Source organism: Chitinophaga sp. CF118 (genome assembly GCF_900112615.1).
Taxonomy (GTDB): Bacteria; Bacteroidota; Bacteroidia; order Chitinophagales; family Chitinophagaceae; genus Chitinophaga.
The window spans coordinates 73,946-95,567 of record NZ_FOMK01000003.1; the positions used below are offsets into that span (position 1 = coordinate 73,946).

Below are 21,622 nucleotides of genomic sequence, written 5' to 3' on the forward strand. Positions count from 1 at the left end.
AGATATTTTACTCAACAATAACTTTTAATTTTTTTCAGCTGATGAATATGCCGCTGTGTATGAAAGATAATGAAGTAGTTCAATTCCAGCCGCGTAAGATCTCCGAAACCGGGTAATACAGATTGAAGGCAGATAGCTGTAAGATCCTGTGTTTGTGCCTGCTGACGAATTTCTTCCATAATTATTTTCAGGCATCTCAATAACAGTGTTTTGTCATGTGGAAGTTCAGAGGGCCGAATGAATTCTGGAGAAGTGAATTTTAAATCGAAATTTAAAAATACATCCCTGATCGCTTCAATCTTTTGTCCGGGATCCCTGTCTGTTTGTTTTACCTCTCCCTGTAATGAATGCGATATGCCTGATGCAGATTTATAGATATGTTCACCTACTTGTCCGGCAGTCCAGCTGCCTTCAAAGGGGATGGTGTTGATATCTTCCTCGGTAAAGGAAGATAGTACCTCAAATAGTTCTGCTGCTATAGATTCAAATTCGGGTAGCAGTTGCAGGGTAGGGGTATTTGTTAATTGACTTTCCATAAAAGTATTTATTGATATACCAAATGTCTATACTAAAATGGACAATTAGAGGGCGTATTTACGACTTCTTAAGGGGGGATTTGGGACATGTAATTGTATTACATTTGCCGTACTTTTTTAAATTAATCGTTTATGAAAAAAATCCTATTATTAATTTTAGTACTTAGTTTTTGTATTGGTAACCTTCATGCTCAAAATCAAACACCCGTTATGAAATGGTTTAATGAACCCGGTAAATGGACTGGTAATGCAAAGAAATTAGATGTAACTGTTGATCCTGCTACCGATTACTGGCGGGTAACCCATTACGGGTTTATTCGCGATAATGGTCCGTTTTATTTCCAGGAACAGGAAGGCGACTTTGAAGCAAGTGTAAAGATTTCCGGACATTATCAGGAACTATTCCATCAGGCTGGATTAATGGTCCGGATTGATAATAAGAACTGGATCAAAACAGGGATTGAATATGTGGATGGAGTGCAGAATGTAAGTGCAGTAGTAACCCGCGAAGTGTCTGACTGGTCTGTGGTGCCCCGTCATGATAGCCCTGAACATGTATGGCTGAAGTTATTGAGAAAAGGAGATTTCGTGGAAATCAAATACTCTTTTGATGGTGCAAAATATGATATGTTGCGACTGGCATACTTCCCGCCAAATGTAAAAGCGCAGATCGGAATAGTGGCTGCAGCGCCGGGAAAAAAGAGCTTCCCTGTTGTGTTTGAGAACTTTGAGGTGAAACCGGTTATAGCAGAGAAGAAGTAAATGAAGTCTGACAATCGGAATAAAAAGGGGTTGTATCATACTGCTGATAGAACCCCTTTTGCTTATATCACACAATAATTGATAACTTTCTCACCATCTCATCAGAGACAGAATCTGAATACATCCCAAAGGCACTCACGAGGATCCCTTTTATCGTATGATCATTGGAAGAGATGGCATATACAATGTTCTCATCGCCCGGATCTGTCATTCCTTCAAAACGGAATACTTTATCGATCTGGAATTGTTCAGGTGTTAGTTTCTTTTTTCCGTTTTCATAACAGAGGCAATCATTATCCAGATTAAAGTCGTGCTCATAACCCAATGCCATTAGCCAGTTAATAGATTCGGTTACTGTGTCAAAAGCTGGTTGTTCCATACAGGTATTTTATAAGTAAACAGGGGACCGGCAGTTCCTGAGAACATGCCTGGTCGCCCCCTATAAATGTTATTCAACAGTATGGAGTATTCAAAGGGTATGCCACTCATTTAATACATTGATAGTAAGTAATTTGCGTATAATTAACCTGAAAAATAAGTTACGATATACCGTAATTTTATGATGCTGTCACGCTCTGTCATTTATCCGTGTGGGAGGATGTGGAAATACGATATGTCGTAAGTTTTTACGAACTTGCAGCCATGACAACGAATACTGAAGCCAGCGCCCTCTGGGAAAGCCTGCAGGAAAGAGAGAAGGAGCAAGCTGTATTACTTTCATTCAGTAATGACCTTGCTGCTGCCCGTGATAAAGAGGATCTCTCAAGAATCATTCATCAACGATTAACAGAACTGTTTGTCTATGACGATTTCATCATTTGCACGGTAGATGAAGAACAGGGGCTTCATAAAACATTCTTTCATTTTTTCAGAGAAAAGCCCAAAGATTATGATTTCTACATGCAGGTAATCAGCGAAAGTTACCCGGTAGAGGATGGGTTCTATAATGTGGTGCTTCAGTCGGCGGAGGTTGTAAGATTTGATCTTGCCAAACTGTTAAAGGATAAAAAGGAACTCCCGCAATACATACAATATCAGTATAATAATGGGATCCGGGAAGTGATCGCAATCGCCTTACACAATCAGAAAGGGAAAGTAGGTACCTTTTTTCTGCTTCTGAAAAATCCGGATACCTTTACCACACAAGCACTCCGGCTGTTACAAGGGCTATCCTATCAGTTGGCTATTACTATTGCCAACATTATAGCCAATGAGAAAATAGAGAAACAGCTGCAAGAGATCAGTCACTATAAGCAACAGCTGGAAGAAGAAAATCTTTATTTGCAGGAAGAGAGAAATGTGGCTTATAACTTCTCCGAAATAGTAGGTTCAGGTACTGAAATGCAAAAGATTTTTCAACTGGTATCACAGGTGGCTGCGGCTGATTCAACTGTTTTGTTATTAGGCGAAACCGGCACAGGAAAAGAACTGATAGCACGCGCTATTCATATGGCATCTCCGCGTAAGAATAAACTGATGATCAAAGTAAATTGTGCTGCTTTACCCGCAAGCCTGATAGAAAGCGAGTTGTTCGGACATGAGAGAGGAAGCTTTACCGGCGCATCAGATCAGCGGATAGGTAAGTTTGAGCTGGCCAATAACAGTACGCTGTTCCTGGATGAAATAGGAGAGTTACCCCTCGAATTGCAGGTTAAACTATTGCGTGTTTTGCAGGAGAAAGAGATTGAACGTGTGGGTGGCAGAAAAAGCATTAAAGTAAATGTGCGGATCATTGCCGCTACCAACCGGAACCTTCAGAAAGAGGTAGATGCAGGTAAATTCAGGGCAGACTTATTCTACCGCCTGAATGTTTTCCCAATCACCCTGCCGCCATTGCGTAACCGTAAGGAAGATATTCCTGTGCTGACAGCCCACTTTATTGCGCGGTATTCGAGAAATGCAGGGAAAAAAATGATGACATTGTCTCCTAAAGTAATGGAGGAACTGGTTGCTTATTCATGGCCGGGCAATGTAAGGGAACTTGAACACCTTGTAGAAAGAAGCGTGTTGCTTACTAACGGAACTACTATAAAACAAATGTATCTGCCTTCCCGTACCCCAAAAGAGCCTGTAAATACACCGGAAGAATTTCAGATCCTGCCGCTGGATGAAATGGAAAGAACATATATCCTCAAAGTATTAAAAGTGTGTAACGGGAGAATTTCAGGGCCTCATGGGGCTGCAGTTAAACTAGGACTCCCACCTACCACCCTGATTTCAAAAATGCAGCGGCTGGGTATTAAAAAAGAACATTTTGTAGATAGAAACTAACTTCATTTATGATATTCATGGTCCAGTTGGATCCTGTACTCCGTATGTTTGGTAAGGAATTTCGCTACAAACGGACAATACACCATCACAGGTTTTCCATGAGCTTTTGCATAATCAAATGCTGCGATAGCTAATGTGCTGGCAACTCCTTTTCCTTCCATTGCTTTGGGTACAGTAGTATGCATTAATGCAATATCTTTTTTGTAGAAGCGGTATACAAGAAAGGCTTTCTCTCCATCCAGTTCTATTTCAAACTGTTGTGCTTTTTCATTATTAATAACCTCCATAAATTATAGTTTTATACATAACCTTGTTTGATTCCCAGTTTCTTCATTTTTGAATAAAGGGTAGTTGGAGGCAAATTTAATACTTCTGCGGCTCCTCCCGGTCCGAAAACTTTTCCATTACATGCTTTCAGCGCATGCAGGATATGCTCTCTTTCCACTTCTTCCATTGTCCTGATCCGGTTATCACTCCCCTGGTCCGCAGTTGTAATGACTGGTATTTCAACCATATTGATCACATTCCCGGTTGCCATCAGAACACTTCTTTCTACCAGGTGTTCTAATTCCCGGATATTACCAGGCCAGGAATACTGTTTTAACTGCTCCAATGCCCGTGGCGAGATATCTGTGAGGTTCTTTCCTGTACGCTGCGTATACTTTTTGAGAAAATAATATGCCAATTCTTCAATATCCTCTTTGCGTTTACGTAATGGAGGAATTTCCACTGGAAATATATTTAAACGATAATAGAGATCCAGGCGGAAACGACCTTCAGCTACTTCTTTTTCCAGGTTACGGTTAGTTGCGGCAATCACACGTACATCAATTTTCAGCGTTTCATTACCTCCCAGCCTTTCTATTTCTTTTTCCTGTAAAACCCTAAGTAGTTTTACCTGCGCATCCAGGGGTAGTTCACCTATTTCATCCAGGAAAAGTGTGCTGTTATTAGCCAGTTCAAACTTTCCTATCCTTCTGCTGTTTGCTCCGGTAAATGCTCCCTTTTCATGACCGAACAACTCGCTTTCTATTAATGCGGAGGGTAAGGCGGCGCAGTTGACCGTGATCATGGGCATTGAGCTATATGCTGAATTGTTGTGTATGGAATGTGCTATCTTTTCTTTACCTGTGCCACTTTCTCCCATTATTAATACTGAGGTGGATGACGGTGCAACAACCCTGATTTTTTCAAGTACATGTAACAGGATTTCACTACGGCCAATAATCTCTTCTGCATTTCCAATAGTGGTAGGCGTAACCGGTTCTTTGGTGATCTGTGCTGTTTCAACGGCATAACGGTAACGGGCAATGTCCAGCATAACCAGCAGGTCTCTTTCACGGAAAGGCTTTACCATAAAGCCATAGGGTTGCGTCTCTTTTACCGCTTCCAGTGTGCTTTGATCGGTATTGGCTGAGATATATAAGAAAGGCAGCTTCTTTTCATGGAGTTCCCATGCCAGATCAATGCCTGTAAGATCTCCTTTGAGGATGATATCCAGTAACACCCAGTCCGGATTTTTCAATTCGATAATTTTACGGGCCTGCTCCACAGAAGATGCCGTTCCGCAAACAATATATCCAGCTTTTGTGAGCATGATCCGGAGGTCATTGGCTACAATGAATTCATCTTCTACGATCAGTATTTTTTCTTTCATTAAAGAAAGGGTTGTTCTATCTTTCATACTGAAGCAACTGCTGATGTTTGTCAAAAGTGATTTTAATTTTCAATCCATTATCATTTTCTACCTCGAATGTTCCATCCAGCTGCTCGCTTAATCCCAGCATCAGACTCATGCCTAATGAGTCTGTATTACCCGGTTCAAAATGTTCGGGCAGCCCTATACCATTATCAGCAATAATTAACTCACAGGTATTCCCTGCCAGCTTTTGCAGCGATATTTCTACATCACCTTTCCTTTTTCCGGGAAACGCATATTTGATGGCATTACTGATGGCTTCATTCAGGATCAGTCCGAGTGGCACTGCCTGTGCTATATCCAGGTCTACTTTTTCTGTGTTCAGGTGAAACTGGATACTGGTATCGGTATGGAAACATTCCTGCATATAATTTACCAGTTCCCGGATGTACCAGGACATATCGATACTGGCCAGGTCGTCCGATTGATATAGTTTCTGATGGATGAGAGACATGGCATACATCCTGTACTGACTATTACGTATAGCCGCTAAACCATCTTCATTATCTAAATAAGCAGATTGTGTGTTCAGTAAACTGATCACGATCTGCAGATTGTTTTTTACTCTGTGATGAATTTCTTTCAGCAGCCATTCTTTTTCTCCCAGTAGCTTTTTGAGTAATTCATTCTGTTGATTGATCTCCTTTTGTTTTAACTCCAGATTCATATTGCTGCGTCTCTTACTCCGGTAGCTGTTATAGATCAGCCCTGAAAAAAGAGACAATATCACTATACCGCCGATAATAATATTTCTGATTGATTTTTCCCTTAACAAACTGTTATATTGTAACTGACTTCGCTGTGTTAACAACAGGATGTCTTTATCTTTCTTCTCTGTTTCAAACTGTAATTGCAGGCTGGAGAACAGCTTGCTCTTTTCAATATTAAAAATAGAATCTGACAAAGATTTATATAACAGATGATGTTGAATAGCTGAGAAATACCTGCCCTGAGCAGAGTCAACCCTGAACCAGTCCAGTTGATTTTCCGACCTGTTCTGGTTGTTGCCGATTAACTTACAGGTTTCATCAATTTCCTTCAGATATTTATAGGTCTGTTCATATTGTTTGGTATAAATCAGATACCTGATGATGCTACGGGAAAGATATATCTGGAAAACAGCATTATTACCAACCTGCTCATGAAACCGGACAATCTGATTATAATAGGGGAGTGCCTTGTTATATTCTTTCATATCCATATAGAGATTAAAGAAAAGATAGGGCACCCTCAGTCGTGTTTCCAGCATAGATGGCGGATACTTTTTAATCATATTCGTAAGCACTACCAGTGCCTCGTTATATTTACCCGCTCTTCGTAACCCTGCAACAATATTGGACGTGATCACCTGGTAAGAAGCCGTGTCCTTATGTCTGACAGCCACAGCCAGCCCCTTATTCCAGTACTCCATAGCCTCTTTGTCATTAAAGAGGTTATAATAGATAAGTGCCACGCGATTATAGGTGGTACCCATCTGGATGCTGGAATCATTCAACAGTTCGCCGGTTTTTACAGCCATTAATCCGTATTTTAAAGCGAGCGGATAATTCCCTTTCTGCATGTATACCATACCTATCAGGTTATACACTCCCTGAAGGTCTTTATAATTTGCACCATGATAAGCTACCAGCGATTGTTCCAGGTATAAGATAGCTGTATCTGCATTTCCTTTAAGCTGGTAAAAGTCGCCCAGTAACTGGAGCGTTGTTCCTTCCTCTTTTTTATTGCCGGTTTCTCTGAAAAGGGGTAAAGCCTTTTTATAATAACTGATCTTTTGTTCAAGGTCATTGCCTTCATTCCTGTAATACTGCCCGTATTCAATATAAATGGCCGCTGTTTGTTCCTTTAGGTGAAATCTCTCTGATGTTGTAAATGCCTCATTTAATATTTCCAACGCCTTTTTCCATTCCCCTTTCTCCCGGTAGATCTGGCTTTTCAGTAAAATCCCTTTTGTAATCCCTTTATTATACTTTAAATTAACACTCAGTTTCAGGGCAAGATCATTCAGTCTCAACGCACTATCAAGATCATTGGCAAGTTCTCCTTCTTTACTCAGGTAATAATGGCTGTATTTCTGCAATAACTCCACCCTTCCGGTATCATTCCTGTTGTGCTTCAGTTCTTTTAAGTATTGTGCATGTGTATTTGATACAAACATCAAAACCATTGCTGATAGCAGCAATGGTTTTGATAACATATTGAAGCAGGTATTCATATCATTCAGCTCTTTTGTGTGTACTGAAATAGCACACGATCATTGCCAGAGCTGGTAAAAGTAAGACACTTAAACCAAATCGTTGCGCAAACAATGCTCCCAGGAGGCAGCCTGCCAGGAAACCACCAATAGTCACAAATTGGTTCTTCAGGTTCTGAAAAGTAACAGCATCCTTTAGTTTGGCCCTGATTAATGTACCCAGATCCAGTGATGCCTGCGTAACGTTGCCTGTCATCATCGTGGTAGGACCATAGGTTGCTTTACTGAAAAGTTTCCCGAAGGCATTTTGTATCCCCATGGCAAATACCACCAGCATTGCTACCAGGTACACCGGCCATTCCTTTAAAGAAGTGCTGTATAATCCAAATGTGCAGGCCAGAATACCGGCAAGCAGGAGTATTGCGCCCTGCCAGAGTAACAGGATATGCTGATTGGACGATCTGATGGAGATCCATCCGCCCGTCATCACAGCAAGAATGAATACAGGAAAAGTAAACAGTTTTATCCATGCCTGAATATCCGAACCTTTTACCATCTGGTAGGCGAACACAATAAAGTTACCCGTAACATGGGCAGAGAATATTGTATCGGCTGCAACGAAGGTGACGGTATCACAATATCCTGCAACAGCTGTAAGCAACAGGGTAACGTACCATATGTTTTTGGGCTGTTCCATAACTTATTATTCTAAATGAGCTCTGAGCATCCATGCCATTTTTTCATGGGTTTCCATTAAACCGGTAATGTAATCGCTGGTACCTGCATCGTGAAGTGCCGATACATAGTTGTTGATATTTTCACGCAGGTGAATCAGGATACTTTCATGGTCTGCCAGTAATTCCTTTATAAAGCCTAAGCTGGTGTTCTTTTCCCGGGTCTGCTCAGTGAGATGGGTAAGCTCCAGATATTCTTTTAAAGATGCAGGTGCATAATGCCCCAGACTTCTGATCCTTTCAGCTACTTCATCTACGATTTCTTCCAACTGGCCATATTGTTCTTCAAAGAATTTATGTTTGCTGAGAAAATCCGGCCCTACTACATTCCAGTGTGCTTTACGTGTTTTTGTATACAGCACAAACTCGTCTGCAAGGATCTTACTGAGTGAGAGTGCAACTGCTGCCAGGTACTCCTGTTTAATACCAATTTTTGCTTCCATTGTTATTGTGTTTTATTGATTAAAGAAAGATTGTAAAAGATAATGATCCACAGAAAAAGTGCCTGCTCCTGTTACAAGCAGGAAGAGGAACGACAGTGTATACATATAAGGTACATCCCTTACCTCTGCAGAGTCTTTTCGGTGTACCACAAAATAACCGATGGCGGTTACTCCTATAACGGGTAAAAGAATTAGCCTTGTGCATACACCCAGCATCAGGAGAAATGGTACTACAGTATCTGAGAAAGTGGCGACAATACCATTCAGTTTGTCCGGTAGATGAAGGGGATTAGGTACATGTTCCCGCTGCCCGTTTTCTACTCTGAATTTTTTCAAACCATGTACCCTGAACAATTCGAATCCTAATAAAACTCTGTAAATGAGTATCGCCAGATTATTAAGATCACTTCCAACATCGGAATACAACAAGTGTTTTATTATTTCTATCATTTTGTAAGAATTAAAATGCAAAACAAGAGCAACCCAGGGCTCCCCAGAAAGCTGTAAAGTTGTTGACCGGAATATTACTGAACCTGGCGGTATCATGCTGATGCCCATGTACATCACAGCTACCAGCACAACAATGTACCGGCGCGGCTGGTTGTGCCAGCCTTCCCGGCGGTTGTGCATACCCGTTATAAATATGGGTGGGCGACCAGTCAGGCAAAATAGGTAGCGGTGCCGGTGAGAATGATGAGAACTCATCCCTTGCATATACGATCCTGCCATCCACAATTGTAAGTACAGCCTCTATATTTTTGATCTCTTCATCTTTTACTGTGAAATAGTCCTGATCCAATACAGCGAGATCTGCGAACATGCCCACTTCAATAGCACCTTTTTTATCCTGCTCGTTGGAGAACCAGGCACTGCCTCTTGTATATAATTCGAGTGCCGTTTCCCGGCCAATGCGGGTCTTTTCGCCGTATAACTGTAACCCACCTACTGTTTTGCCAACTGTAAGCCAGTATATGGATACCCAGGGGTTGTAACTGCTTACCCGTGTAGCGTCTGAACCGGCTCCCACAGGTACGCCCATTTCAAGCATCCGTTTTACCGGCGGAGTATGCTGTGCGACTTCCGCACCATAACGGTTAGTGAAATACTCTCCCTGGTAAGCCATCCTGCTTTGTATGGCAATACCTCCACCCAGTGCTTTCACTCTTTCAATATTCCGTTCATCAATGGTTTCTGCATGGTCAAATATCCAGTGTAATCCATCAAAAGGAATATCCCTGTTTACTTTCTCAAAAACATTCAGGAAACGGGAAATACTTTCATTATAAGTGGCATGAATCCGGAAAGGCCAGCGTTTCTCTGCGAGTAACCGTACTACCTTTTCGAGATCTGCTTCCATGTTCTCAGGTAAGTCCGGGCGTGGCTCTAAAAAGTCCTCAAAATCCGCTGCCGAGAATACCAGCATTTCACCTGCACCGTTATGACGATACATATCATCTCCCTGGTGCAACTTTACTGTTTTTGTCCAGTTGTCGAAATCCTCAAACTCCAGCTTGGGCCGTTGTGTAAAAAGATTATAAGCAATACGTACTGTTAACTGCTTTTTCTCATTTAACTCATTTGCGACTTTGTAATCATCAGGAAAATTCTGAAATCCTCCGCCGGCATCTATTACACTGGTGATACCAAAACGATTCAGTTCTGTCATGAAATGACGGGTAGAGTTCAGCTGATGTTCATAAGAAAGTTTAGGCCCTTTTGCCAGTGTGGAATAAAGAACCAAAGCATTTGGTGTTGCAATAATAAGGCCAGTAGGTTCTCCGTTTGAATCCTTCTGAATCTGTCCGCCATGAGGGGCAGGGGTGTCTCTGGTATATCCTACAGCTTTCAGTGCGGCCCTGTTGAGTAAGGCGCGGTCGTATAAATGCAGGATAAATACGGGGGTGTCCGGAGCTATCGCATTAATCTCATCGAGAGTAGGCATCCGCTTTTCGGCAAACTGGAATTCGGACCAGCCTCCGACTACACGCACCCATTGCGGGGAAGGGGTTCTATATACCTGTTCTTTAAGCATGCGTAAAGCATCTGCAAGTGAAGGTACTCCATCCCAGCGGAGTTCAAGGTTGTAATTGAGTCCTCCACGAATCAGGTGCGTATGTGAATCGTTGATGCCTGGAATCACTCGTTTTTTCTGCAGGTCTATTTTCTTTGTTCCTTCTGATACGAGATGCATAATGGTTGTATCATCACCTACGGCAATGAACTTACCATCTTTTATAGCGACGGCCGTAGCTCCTTCTTTCGTATGGATCCTTCCGTTATATAGAACGATATCTGCTTTCATTATTCACTAATTGTTAAAAGTTGCAATCGCTTCTTTGATACCTTCACCAGCTACTGTGTAAAAAGCAGGTCCCGCCAATAGTGTTACTTTAGTCAGCGGTTTGTATAAAGACATTTTCTTTTCTTTGAGATAAGCTTCTGTGCGGTAAGCTTCGAATGTACCTTTCACTACATTACCGGTAACAAGCGCAGTAGGAGAGTCGATTCCGGCATCTTTCAGATCACTTGCAAAAGCATAACTACTTACGCCTAAACGTAATGCTTCACGCACCGCAACACTGGCAATGCCTGTCATAAGGTCCGGAGTGAACTTGTTCCTGTCACCCAATCCTATCAGCAGTAATTTTTTTGCAGCAATAGTGCCAGGAGGAGGAGTGATCAGTAATGTTTCGAAAGCATGTCCGGCAAACTTTCCGCTTTTCCTGATATCAGTAATGATACCTTTCAGATCATGATCCAGGTGTACCATCCCATTCACAGCTGCTGGTAAGGCTGGTGGTGAATTAAAAATATCACCTTCGGTATATTCAAATACGCAGGCCACCTGCAAAGGAGTCACTTCTGTTGACGGGCCCTGTACCATTCCTTCAATAGCAACGCCATCAATCTTTCCCCATATAGTGGATGTGCCTATAGCTGTCTGCTGCTGGGCAAATGCGGCTAAACCATTGAACATGAAAAAGGCTGCGATTAATCCGGAAATCTTCATTGTAATTAGTTTTATTATTGAATAACTAGAATTTAAATGCTATCCTGCTATTGATAAATAATCCATTTTTAGGATCAGGTATTACATCGTGAGCGAAACTGCCTGTATTGAAATATTGTATACCCGTATTCATGCTGATGAACTTACTCAGACTGTACACCGCACTTGCCAGGTAAGCAGTTCCTATATAGCGTTTGCCCGAAGCTGCACCTGCCATATTAAATGTGCCGCTGGGCCTGTAAATACCATCCTGAAGGGAATATCGCCAGTTAAAGACTACATCCATCTGGAGTGTAAGGTTCTTTAGTAAGGCGAGTGTACCATAAGGATGGATATCGATAAGATTTACTGGTCCTACCTGTGGGTCAAAGCCAAAATATCCTCCTTTGGGATACAGCGGATTAAATGTTTGAAGGTTACCATCACCGGCACGTTTATCTCCGGATATATAATCATTACGGAGATTAATGGTTGGTTTGAATTTTACTGTTTCAAAAGAGTAACCTATATCAATGGAACCTGTCCATGCGCTGATATTGCCATTCCCGAATTTGCCAAACTGCCAGGCGGCTTCCAGGTTATAAATGAAACCTCCTCCGTATTTCCATAAGCGGGTACCAATTGTATGTCTTACTTCATTAGCTGTGCCTTCTTCAAAAGTGGATGCTTCCCTATGGATTCCCAGGTAATAGAAATCCATATTGCCAGAGCGGGGGATGATGAGTTTTGAATACACTCCCCAGAGGTTGGCCTGCCTGGTGCTTTTATTATCAAACACGCCAGTATAGGTAGTATCAGCCATCATCACAAAACCATCTACCGACAAATTTGATGATGCATACATCACTTTACCACCGGTAAAATACAGTCGTGCATTCGGACCTTCTCTCACAGAGATCAGTCTGCCGGAACCGTAATCAATTTCCTGTCGGCCGGCACGGAAGGTGAGTGACTTATCCTGGTGTTTCCAGGCTACAACATCAACGAACAGGTTCTGTACATTTAACTGATCTTCATCAATAGGTCTGGGCCCGTTTTTTCTTCCTCCTTCCAGTGCACTTCTCAGCTGACTGAAAATCCTCACGTTACTGCCTATATGCAGATCTGCATGCAGGTCGTATCGCTGTAACAGAAAGTTATTATGACCAGTATTCATTTTCCCCCAGTCTTCATTGTTGAAGGCTGCATATTCAAACCGTGCTTCACCTCCGAATGACAGGTAGATCTTTTTATCTCCTGAAAGCGGAATGAACTTGATATGATCATAAAAATTCTTTGAAGAATCTTTAAGGATGGAATAGTTTTCATCATAACGCATCAGTTTAAAAGATTGGGCATAAGTACTGATAGTCGTCAGGCAAATACAGATGACAATAAAGGCAGGGAAAATCTGCCGCAATGATGGTATGATGTGTTTTGATTGCACGTTTAACCCGGATTATGGCGGTATTTTAAGCCCTGCCTTTTACGATTTAGATTTAGATGCTGATTTAGTGTTTGAGCATAGTATGGGAATACTGGATCCCGATGCCATAAGCACCTCCATATTTTTTCATCAGGTTGGTTACGGCCACATAAGTTTCCTGTCTCGCCCAATCCCTTTGCAGCTCGAGGAGGTACTGTATTGAGGTTATAGGTTTCACACCTGAATGTACCATTCGCTGAACAGCACGTTCATGCGCTTCCGTGCTTACATCTCCACAGGCATCGGTAATAACATATACATCATATCCTTCCGCAAGGGCAGACAATGCCGGGCCTACGATACATACTCCTGTCCATAAACCAGCCAATACCAGTTTCTTTTTTTTGGTACCTGTGATGGCTTTATAAGCTGCCTCATCCTCCCAGGTATTCATACTGGTACGGTCTATGTAACCAGACGTGGCCTGTGGATAAAACTCTTCTATCTCAGGAAATACAGGGCCGGAAAATGACTGCTCAGCTACTGTAGTAACGATAGTCGCTACATTGAAAATTTTAGAAGCCCCTGAAATGATGGCGGTGTTGGTACGGAGTTCACTAAGGGCAATGCTTTTTGTAGCAAATCCCATCTGTCCTTCAAAATCAATTAATACTAAGGCATGGTTGTCTGGCGACAGCAAATCTGGTGATGGTTTCATAAAGACTATTTTGGGCCTCAATAGTCAATAAGGATGCCATCGCTATAAGATGTTGATTTATATGTATTTATGTTGTTTTTGAAGAATTGCAAATTAACGATATATCGTTAATTTGCGAACGCCCTTCGAAATATGGTTAATCTTTTACTTTCAGGAAAGACAAAATTAGTTTGTTACATTTTTGGATAAAAAATAAAAAATGAGTTATTTTGTAACAGTTTAACGATAACCCTTAATCAAACTTACAGATATGACAACAGGTGCTATTTTAAAAGCATTTCGTGAAAGGAATAATCTTTCACAGGAAGATGTTGCTTCTTTTTTAAGCGTTAAAAGAGAAGTATTAAGTTATTATGAAAATGATAGCCGGGAGGCTCCTTTAGATGTGTTAGAGAAACTCGCAGATCTATATGGTGCGGATCTTACCGATTTTTTTGAAACTGAATATAATCAAGTCAAAGCTAATATAGCCTTTGCTTTTAGAGCTAACGGCATTGAAAAATCTGATTTGAGTGAAATAGCCCAATTTAGAAAAGTGGTAAAGAATTACTTTAAAATTTTAGAACTGGAACGTAATAATGGTTAATAATTATCACTTACGAAGTGGAGCTTCCCGGTTTAGAATAGAGCATGGTATTGGTTCCAGTGAACCCATTCGCATAAAGAGCTGGCTTCCTAAGCTGGGAGTAGTTGTTATGTTCAGGCCGTTAAGTAACAATTTCTCAGGGATGGCTGTAAAACAGGGGGAACATAAGTTTATCCTTGTTAATTCTTCCCATCGTCTCAGTAAACAGCATTTTACTATTGCACATGAACTGTATCATCTTTTCATTCAGGAAGAATTTGTTGCGGAAATAAGTCATGCGGGTAGGTTTGACAGGAAAGATAAAGTTGAATATGAGGCTGATTGGTTTGCCGCTTATTTACTGATGCCGGAAGAGGGAATACTTTCTCTTATCCCGAAAGAGGAATTATCCAGAAATAAGATCCGCTTGGAAACTATAGTGAAAATAGAGCAATATTTTGCCTGTAGCAGAACGGCTTTATTATTACGTCTTGATGGGATGGACCTGATTGAATATAGTAAATATCAGCAATTCATTATTAATGTTGCCTCCAGTGCTCAAATGCTTGGTTATGATGATCTGCTTTACAAAGCAGGTAATAATAATGTTGTAATTGGTGATTATGGACCAAGAGCTAAAAAATTATTTGATAAAGGAGTCATTTCTGAATCCCACTTCATCAATCTGATGAGTGATATCGGTGTGGATATTACCAAAATAATTAACACCGATGAGCAGGAATAATGATGAACCTAAAATATTATTAGATTCAGATGTTATTCGTCACTTCATTAACGGTAACCAGCTCCTTATACTCTCAAGGATTTTTCCGAACCGTTTTGTGATGCTGGATAAAGTAAAGAATGAACTCTGCAGAAGCAGAGGTATCGTTCTTCAAGTGAATAATTTTCTCTCAATGACCAAGGTTCCGGTTATTCCCTTCCCAACAGATAGGATAATCATGCAGGAATATGCATTACTTACAAGGCAATTTGGCGAAGGAGAAAGTGCTTGTATGTCTGTAGCCCGGCATCAAAAGCAATTTATTGCCAGCAGTAATTTAAAAGATATAAGTGCATATTGCCGGACTCATGGTATTATGTATCTGACCACAATGGATATTTTGCTGGAAGCCTTTAAGAAAAATATCTTAACCCAGGAAGAATGTGATGCATTTATTCATGATGTAAAATCAAATGGTAGTAAACTTCCCTGTAATACTTTGGATGAATTTATAGCCTCACAAAGTAATACTAACCTGGTGTTATCCCATGTTGCCCAATAAGATAATTATTTATATTCCGGCATAATTCTTACTATTACAATTGATAAAACTGATCATATGCCCGAATTACCAGATCTGGAAGTTTTTAGTAGTAATCTGGATAAGAAGTTAGCCAGAAAAACGATAGATCATATTTCGATTACCAATACAAAAAATATAATAGCGAACGCTGCTACTTTCAAAAAATCATTCGAACAGCAAAAGTTATATAAAGTATACCGGGAAGGGAAGGAGCTGCGGTTTGAATTTAAGAATGGACATATTCTGGGAATGCATTTAATGCTACACGGTAAATTATTTTTATTCAAGGATGATAACGAGGAAAAGCATACTCTTGCCGAGTTACATTTTACGGATGGTACCGGACTGGCATTAACAGATTTTCAGAAGATAGCTGCTTTGACCGTGAACCCGGCAAAGAGTGAAGCCCCGGATGCGATGTCTGATGACCTGAACGCAGCGTATCTGGATGAAAAGTTGTCTGCTACCCGTGCTACTATTAAAAATGTGTTGCTGGATCAACATATTATCAGAGGTATAGGAAATGCTTACGCAGATGAGATTCTGTGGGATGCCCGTATCTCACCATTTTCTATCAGTAATAAGATTCCAATAGCAAAAACCAAGAAACTGGCCAGATCCATTTACTCAGTATTATCTGATGCCATAGTAAAGATTCAGAAGAAGAACCCTGATATTATAGCCGGTGAAATAAGAGATTTTATGCTGATTCATAATTCTGCACTGGAAAAAAGCCCCACAGGTGCGGAGATTAAGAAACACACAGCAGGTGGTAGAAACACTTATTTTACAGACGAGCAGGAGTTGTTTGAATAGATTATAGGAATGATGGGTATCCTGCCTGAATAAATTAATTTAAGAATGGTTGATGGATGGCCATCTGTTCAAAAGAAAAGAGGATGTATCGAAGTGTGATACATCCTCTTTATACGGGTTACCTGAGGGAGACAATGTCGTCTCATTTAGCAATCATCAGGTCATTTGTTTATTCTCGATTCATCCACTTAATGTTTATTGCGCAACAATGCTGGTCAGTTTATCCTTCAGATTATTACCCTTCAGATTGCGGGCAACAATATGTCCTGAAGCATCTATCAGCACGTTCTGCGGTACAGCCCTTACATCGTAAAGTTCTGCTACTTCGTTTTTCATGTATTTCAGATCACTTAACTGTAACCAGCCCAGTCCGTCCTGCTGAATCGCTTCTATCCAGCTATCTTTACGGTCTTCCAGTCCAACACCTATTACTGTTAAGTTCTTTCCTTTAAATTGTTTCAGCATTTCCTTTATTTCCAGGTTCTCTGCTCTTGAAGGAGCAGACCAGCTGGCCCAGAAAATGAGTAACACGTTTTTACCTTTGAAAGATGATAATGAAACTTTACTTCCTTCACTGTCTTTCTGTGTAAAATCAGGCGCCTGTGTACCAATGGCCGTTTGTTTTGACTCATTGATTCTTTTCAGGAAGGCCTTACCTTTTGCACTTTTTTGTGCAGTAACGCTCAATTGGGAGAACATAGGTTCTATTTCCTGATAATCAATGAAGTGACCGGCATACTCTTCCAGGACATCAAGACTGATATACATTTCGCGGTATTGCGCCACGAAATCCTTCATTAATTCTCTCCTTTCTTCCATTGTTGTACGGAAGCGCTCCATATACAGTCTTCTGTTGGTAGAGTCTTTTTTTGCCGTACCCTGAGTAGCTTCAAGTGTGAGTGCGTCGAGCTTCTTTTCTATACCAGCCATGTATTTCTGGTAGATCAGGTAGTCGTCTTGTGATTTAGAACCACTTGACTCAAAATTGGAAATGTTCTCATCGGATGTAATCCAGATAATAGCGCCCGGTTCAACATATATACGGGCGATATTTTCACCATCGAAATACTTTTTAGTATCTCCGTCCTTGCTTACTGATAATAAAGCAACTACGGGATATGGAGTTTCGTGTGTCATTTCAAAAGTACCATGATTAAGATATGCGGAGTCAAATACAGACTTCCCGTCATAACTGTAACCGATGTAAACTTTTGCGTCATGTAGATTGCCTAATTTTCCTTTGATAGTAAAACTGGTCTGTGCTAAAGCAGACAGAGACAGAAAACATACCGTAAGAGCCGTTAAACTTCTTTTAATCATTCTATTTACCTTTAATAATATAGTATATAGTACTGCATTATATACAGTGCAACATACTGTCTGCGAAGAATTGATTTGTAACAGACCGCTGTTACCATCTCAAAAAACATCGCTCACTGTTCTTTGGAATAACCCTTTGCATATAAGACAACTTTTAATACCCGATATGCGTACAAGCTTTAAAAAAAAATATAACATATAGGTTAGGGCTCCTGATTACTCATAGATATTAAGGATATCAGAAATGTGGTAATTTCTCCATCTGGGGCTGGTTATGGACGGAAAATCTTAAAAAAAATACTCAATCGGGTAATAGAACTAAGTAATTGAAAATCAGTCTAAAAAAATTTCATATACCCCTGAAAGTTAAAATGCGCTACTATATTTATGCTTATAAGGAAAAAATTTTGTGGAAATATTTAAATAAATGTTAAATTGTATGGAGATGACCTATTATTAAAATACAATTACATTCCATGAAGAAACTATCACTATCCCTATTCATGATTGCGATCGCAAGTGTACTTCTTTCATTTACGACGCCGCAAAAAAAAGTTGCTATACCAACTGTTACCGAAATCGGTTATCAAAAAGATGGAATGTATTACTATACTTTTTATGCAGATCTGTCTAAAGCATCTCCAAATCCAATCACCTACATGCAGATTCAAAAGGTAAGTAACGGTAAAGTACTTACACTCGATGATTTCTCTGGTACTGTTCTTTTGGGGCAATTTCAAAAATTCACTATCAACAAGAAAATGACCGTTTCATTTTATGATGGCGATAAATTAATCACCAAAGATCTGACCGGCTTAATCGAAGGTGCTATTTTACCCTGAGCTTGTTTATGTGTCACTTTATCCGAAATGTAATTTTCCATGCTGGAATTGCATCTCAGAATTTCAAACTGACCAATATTCTGAAAGACGAAATTTAAAAATAAAAAGAGCCTGTATCACGTGCGATACAGGCTCTTTTATTTTCTCTGATGGGAGATATGCAGTGTTTAAGCAATTCTCAAACCCTTCATTTATTTTTGATGATTAGAATGCAGTCGCTACTGCAGCAGCTTTCATCTGCTCCATATCCTTTTTAAGTGCATCTATTTTCACCTCTGCCAGGTTATAGGCATCCTGTCCCAGGATCAGATGTAGTGGCTGATCTGGTTCTGAAGCTATTTTGATCAGTAAAGCGGAAGCTTTCTCAGGATCTCCGGCCTGGTTGCCTGAAATTTCATTCTGATGTGCCGCTAACGATATTTTAGCTTCGTGATAAGCATCGACCTGTTTCGCTGGCAATGCGAGCGACTCGCTGGATAAAAATTCAGTGCGGAAATAACCCGGATATACCACTGTTGCGGAAATACCATACTCTTTTCCTTCTGCAGCGAGGGCTTCAGTAAAACCCACGACAGCAAATTTAGTAGCACAGTAACTACCCCAGCCCGGGAAGTTACCAAACAACCCACCTATAGAAGAGATGTTAAAGATTCTGCCGGAACGCTGCTCACGAAGAAAAGGCATTACCTGGCGGATCACATTCAGAGAACCAAATACATTGATGTCAAAATTTCTGCGGACTTCCGCATCGCTGAGTTCTTCAAGTGTACCAAACTGTCCGTATCCTGCATTATTTACAATCACGTCAATAGTGCCAAATTTTTTCAGCGTGTCTGTTATCCCTTTCTGAACGCTATTTTCATCAGTTAAAGTAACTTCCAGGGGAAGGAAATTATCACTGGTGCCAACGGCTTTGATCAGTGCATCAGCTGTTCTTGATGTGGCAGCTACTTTATATCCTTCTGTTAAAAGTCTTTTTGTGAGTGTGAGTCCCAGGCCCTTGGAGGCGCCGGTAACGAACCATACTTTGTTGCTCATAATGTTCTGTTTATTATGATACAAAGGTAGCTGGGAGACAAACCCTGATTGTTATATGATTCAAACAGATAATTGCGAAAATCAAACAATTATAATTAACGACGAACTCCAAAAGAAATCTGTCATTTAGACTATTAATAATAATGAGGGCTCTGGAAATTGATTAAATGACTACATCTCTCTACCTGGGAACTTACATTAACGGAGGTCGCAAACGAGGTAAGTCGTTGAAAAGAATTTCCAAACCACAATGAAGTCTATACATCCGGCTTAAATCATTCTGTTAATTATGGAACTGGTATTCACAAAGGAGGAAATAAATCTATATATCCGGGCTCAAATCATTTAGTTAACATGAACCTGAATTCATAAACAAAGATATAAATCCTTGTATCAGACTTAAATTATTATGCCAATCTATTTATTTAACTTATTGATTTATATAAATTTGTATATCTTATTGAGAGAAAGAGTTCTGATAAGATTCTTACACAAAAAGACCTTATATAATTGCAGTTCTGAACGACTTAGGCGTTATCTGTGTATTCTTTTTGAAGAAGTTAATGAAATGAGATAGTTCCTCAAAGCCCAGGCACCAGGCGATTTCTGAAATGTTCCAGTCGGTATGTTTCAGCAGCATCCTTGCTTCCTGCACTACTCTATCCGCTATCAGATGAGAGGTGGTTTTGCCGGTGATCTCTTTCAGTGCTCTGTTCAGGTGGTTCACGTGTACAGATAATTGGTTGGCATATTCTGTAGGAGAACGAAACTTGATCTGCTGCACAGTAGATTCTATCGGGAATTGTCTTTCCAGCAGTTCCATGAATAAGGACGATACCCTGGTAGAAGCATTGGAACCTGTATATAAAGTAGAAGTGGCAGGTTGCATCTTCATCGCATTGTGTATCAATTCAAATACAAGATTCCTTAATACATCATATTTAAAGGTATAGTCTGAATTTATTTCTTCAAACATCTTGCTGAACACTGCTTTTACCTGGATACTTTGTTCTTCTGATAGCTCTAAGATTGGGTTACCGCCGGGCTTAAATATAGGATAGTCTTTTATATTGCCAAACTGGTTAAAGAATGCTTCTGTAAAGATGCAGAAGGCTCCTGATTGCTGTTCATCCATTGATTCCCAGCCATATGGGATATGCGGATTAGCAAACAGTAATGCCTGTTCTTTGATTTCCACCATCTTATCCGCATAATGGATCTTGTTTTTCCCTATAATCAGGCTGATCTTATAATAGTCCTTACGATTATATGGAAGTGGTTTGGCACAGAGCCCAACAAAGTCTTCCATGTTAAACACATTGAAATGCCCGATCTCCTTTTGCAGATTGTCTGGCATCCAGTTTAGTTTGGATTTGTAGAAATCCTCAATACTTTGTGGCTTCTCCATTTTACAAAACTACAAAAATCAAACAACTGTGCAAAATATCTGAAACTGCGTTAAGCACCAATTTCAAATTATATAAGTCTCCGGTAGTTTTGTGATTTCCTCAATTTTCATGTGGTCTTAGTAAGTTTAGCCTTTATAGCTAAGAGGTAACCTCTGCGATGTTATATCAACACAATAATATGATAGACAAACAGTTTTTTTATCGTAATTTCTTATCTTCGATAAAGTATAATTTGATAATTCTTTATCATGGCTAGAAGCACCAAAATAAGTATTCGTAAAATCATTACAGCTGGCATTGTTGGTCTAGCGGGGGGAGTTATTACTATTGCATCAGTTGTTCCTGGAGCGGCTGCGATGGTATTAGGTAGTTTGTTGGGCGCGGGTGTAACAAGCATAGCCGAATATCAACGAGAAATAAAGGCAAATTCTACAGAAGCCACCAAAAACTTTTAATTCCACAATTTACATTTAACCTCAATTACCTTCTACCTTGAAGAATGAAAGCTTCTTTCAATCCCATTGGATTATAACAATAGCAGGGTTTGTTACCA

The 21,622-nt window shown here is 40.2% G+C and carries 23 protein-coding genes; 8 read left to right on the forward strand and 15 right to left on the reverse strand.

What is annotated here, in order from left to right; all coding sequences use genetic code 11:
* Positions 1-11: 11 nt before the first annotated feature.
* Positions 12-536: a DinB family protein gene (locus BM176_RS12630; RefSeq protein WP_090103499.1), complete on the reverse strand. Its 525-nt coding sequence runs from the start codon at positions 534-536 to the stop codon at positions 12-14.
* A 210-nt stretch (positions 537-746) separates the two neighbouring features.
* Between BM176_RS12630 and BM176_RS12635 the strand changes: the two genes are divergently transcribed.
* Entirely contained in the window at positions 747-1,298 is a 552-nt protein-coding gene (locus BM176_RS12635; protein WP_090104873.1) for a DUF1349 domain-containing protein, read from the forward strand.
* A gap of 67 nt (positions 1,299-1,365) precedes the next feature.
* Here the strand turns inward: BM176_RS12635 and BM176_RS12640 are convergent, their stop codons facing one another.
* Positions 1,366-1,677, reverse strand: a complete 312-nt coding sequence (locus BM176_RS12640; protein WP_090103501.1) for a phosphoribosylpyrophosphate synthetase — start codon at positions 1,675-1,677, stop codon at positions 1,366-1,368.
* A gap of 263 nt (positions 1,678-1,940) precedes the next feature.
* Here BM176_RS12640 and BM176_RS12645 point away from each other — a divergent pair, with 263 nt between their 5' ends.
* Complete coding sequence (locus BM176_RS12645) at positions 1,941-3,569, forward strand: sigma-54-dependent Fis family transcriptional regulator (RefSeq protein WP_090103503.1); 1,629 nt, start codon at positions 1,941-1,943, stop codon at positions 3,567-3,569.
* 2 nt (positions 3,570-3,571) lie between these two features.
* On the opposite strand, the gene BM176_RS12650 is transcribed toward BM176_RS12645, so the two are convergent.
* The 10 genes from BM176_RS12650 to BM176_RS12695 all read right to left on the reverse strand — a co-directional run bounded on the left by BM176_RS12650 (position 3,572) and on the right by BM176_RS12695 (position 13,772).
* A complete protein-coding gene (locus BM176_RS12650; protein WP_090103505.1) occupies positions 3,572-3,856 on the reverse strand; it encodes a GNAT family N-acetyltransferase in 285 nt (94 codons plus the stop codon).
* Positions 3,857-3,867: 11 nt separating this feature from the next.
* The gene (locus tag BM176_RS12655) at positions 3,868-5,226 is read right to left on the reverse strand and encodes a sigma-54-dependent transcriptional regulator (protein WP_090104875.1); all 1,359 of its coding nucleotides are present in this window, start codon (positions 5,224-5,226) and stop codon (positions 3,868-3,870) included.
* A 16-nt stretch (positions 5,227-5,242) separates the two neighbouring features.
* On the reverse strand, positions 5,243-7,483 hold the full coding sequence (locus tag BM176_RS12660; protein ID WP_090103508.1) for a tetratricopeptide repeat-containing sensor histidine kinase: 2,241 nt from the start codon (positions 7,481-7,483) through the stop codon (positions 5,243-5,245).
* A 1-nt stretch (position 7,484) separates the two neighbouring features.
* The gene (locus tag BM176_RS12665; protein WP_090103510.1) at positions 7,485-8,159 is read right to left on the reverse strand and encodes a YoaK family protein; all 675 of its coding nucleotides are present in this window, start codon (positions 8,157-8,159) and stop codon (positions 7,485-7,487) included.
* Positions 8,160-8,165: 6 nt separating this feature from the next.
* Positions 8,166-8,639, reverse strand: a complete 474-nt coding sequence (locus BM176_RS12670; RefSeq protein ID WP_090103512.1) for a Dps family protein — start codon at positions 8,637-8,639, stop codon at positions 8,166-8,168.
* A gap of 12 nt (positions 8,640-8,651) precedes the next feature.
* Positions 8,652-9,089 carry a DoxX family protein gene (locus BM176_RS12675; RefSeq protein WP_090103514.1) on the reverse strand — a complete coding sequence of 146 codons (438 nt, stop codon included), beginning with the start codon at positions 9,087-9,089 and terminating at the stop codon, positions 8,652-8,654.
* A gap of 10 nt (positions 9,090-9,099) precedes the next feature.
* Entirely contained in the window at positions 9,100-10,941 is a 1,842-nt protein-coding gene (locus tag BM176_RS12680; RefSeq protein WP_090103516.1) for an amidohydrolase, read from the reverse strand.
* Positions 10,942-10,947: 6 nt separating this feature from the next.
* Positions 10,948-11,649: a M17 family peptidase N-terminal domain-containing protein gene (locus tag BM176_RS12685; RefSeq protein ID WP_090103518.1), complete on the reverse strand. Its 702-nt coding sequence runs from the start codon at positions 11,647-11,649 to the stop codon at positions 10,948-10,950.
* A 25-nt stretch (positions 11,650-11,674) separates the two neighbouring features.
* Positions 11,675-13,075: an alginate export family protein gene (locus BM176_RS12690; RefSeq protein WP_255373502.1), complete on the reverse strand. Its 1,401-nt coding sequence runs from the start codon at positions 13,073-13,075 to the stop codon at positions 11,675-11,677.
* Between the two features lie 64 nt (positions 13,076-13,139).
* Positions 13,140-13,772 carry a hydrolase gene (locus tag BM176_RS12695; RefSeq protein ID WP_090103521.1) on the reverse strand — a complete coding sequence of 211 codons (633 nt, stop codon included), beginning with the start codon at positions 13,770-13,772 and terminating at the stop codon, positions 13,140-13,142.
* Positions 13,773-14,022: 250 nt separating this feature from the next.
* Between BM176_RS12695 and BM176_RS12700 the strand changes: the two genes are divergently transcribed.
* Genes BM176_RS12700 through BM176_RS12715 form a run of 4 tightly spaced genes read left to right on the forward strand, consistent with a single transcriptional unit; the run spans position 14,023 to position 16,460 of the window.
* Positions 14,023-14,358, forward strand: coding sequence for a helix-turn-helix domain-containing protein (locus BM176_RS12700; protein ID WP_090103523.1), 336 nt, complete (start codon positions 14,023-14,025; stop codon positions 14,356-14,358).
* Entirely contained in the window at positions 14,351-15,082 is a 732-nt protein-coding gene (locus BM176_RS12705; RefSeq protein ID WP_090103525.1) for an ImmA/IrrE family metallo-endopeptidase, read from the forward strand. The genes BM176_RS12700 and BM176_RS12705 overlap by 8 nt, the downstream gene beginning before the upstream one ends.
* On the forward strand, positions 15,069-15,623 hold the full coding sequence (locus BM176_RS12710; protein ID WP_090103527.1) for a hypothetical protein: 555 nt from the start codon (positions 15,069-15,071) through the stop codon (positions 15,621-15,623). Before BM176_RS12705 ends, BM176_RS12710 begins: the two co-directional genes overlap by 14 nt.
* A gap of 57 nt (positions 15,624-15,680) precedes the next feature.
* Entirely contained in the window at positions 15,681-16,460 is a 780-nt protein-coding gene (locus tag BM176_RS12715) for an Fpg/Nei family DNA glycosylase (protein ID WP_090103529.1), read from the forward strand.
* 195 nt (positions 16,461-16,655) lie between these two features.
* Here the strand turns inward: BM176_RS12715 and BM176_RS12720 are convergent, their stop codons facing one another.
* Positions 16,656-17,780 (reverse strand): TlpA disulfide reductase family protein, encoded by a 1,125-nt coding sequence (locus tag BM176_RS12720; protein ID WP_090103532.1) that lies wholly within the window; start codon positions 17,778-17,780, stop codon positions 16,656-16,658.
* Between the two features lie 476 nt (positions 17,781-18,256).
* Between BM176_RS12720 and BM176_RS12725 the strand changes: the two genes are divergently transcribed.
* On the forward strand, positions 18,257-18,622 hold the full coding sequence (locus BM176_RS12725; RefSeq protein ID WP_143097794.1) for a hypothetical protein: 366 nt from the start codon (positions 18,257-18,259) through the stop codon (positions 18,620-18,622).
* 204 nt (positions 18,623-18,826) lie between these two features.
* On the opposite strand, the gene BM176_RS12730 is transcribed toward BM176_RS12725, so the two are convergent.
* The gene (locus BM176_RS12730) at positions 18,827-19,660 is read right to left on the reverse strand and encodes an SDR family oxidoreductase (RefSeq protein WP_218162199.1); all 834 of its coding nucleotides are present in this window, start codon (positions 19,658-19,660) and stop codon (positions 18,827-18,829) included.
* Between the two features lie 502 nt (positions 19,661-20,162).
* Positions 20,163-21,068, reverse strand: coding sequence for a helix-turn-helix domain-containing protein (locus BM176_RS12735; RefSeq protein ID WP_090103537.1), 906 nt, complete (start codon positions 21,066-21,068; stop codon positions 20,163-20,165).
* Between the two features lie 249 nt (positions 21,069-21,317).
* On the opposite strand from BM176_RS12735, the gene BM176_RS12740 reads away from it, so the two are divergent.
* Positions 21,318-21,524 carry a hypothetical protein gene (locus tag BM176_RS12740; protein WP_090103540.1) on the forward strand — a complete coding sequence of 69 codons (207 nt, stop codon included), beginning with the start codon at positions 21,318-21,320 and terminating at the stop codon, positions 21,522-21,524.
* Positions 21,525-21,622: the final 98 nt, after the last annotated feature.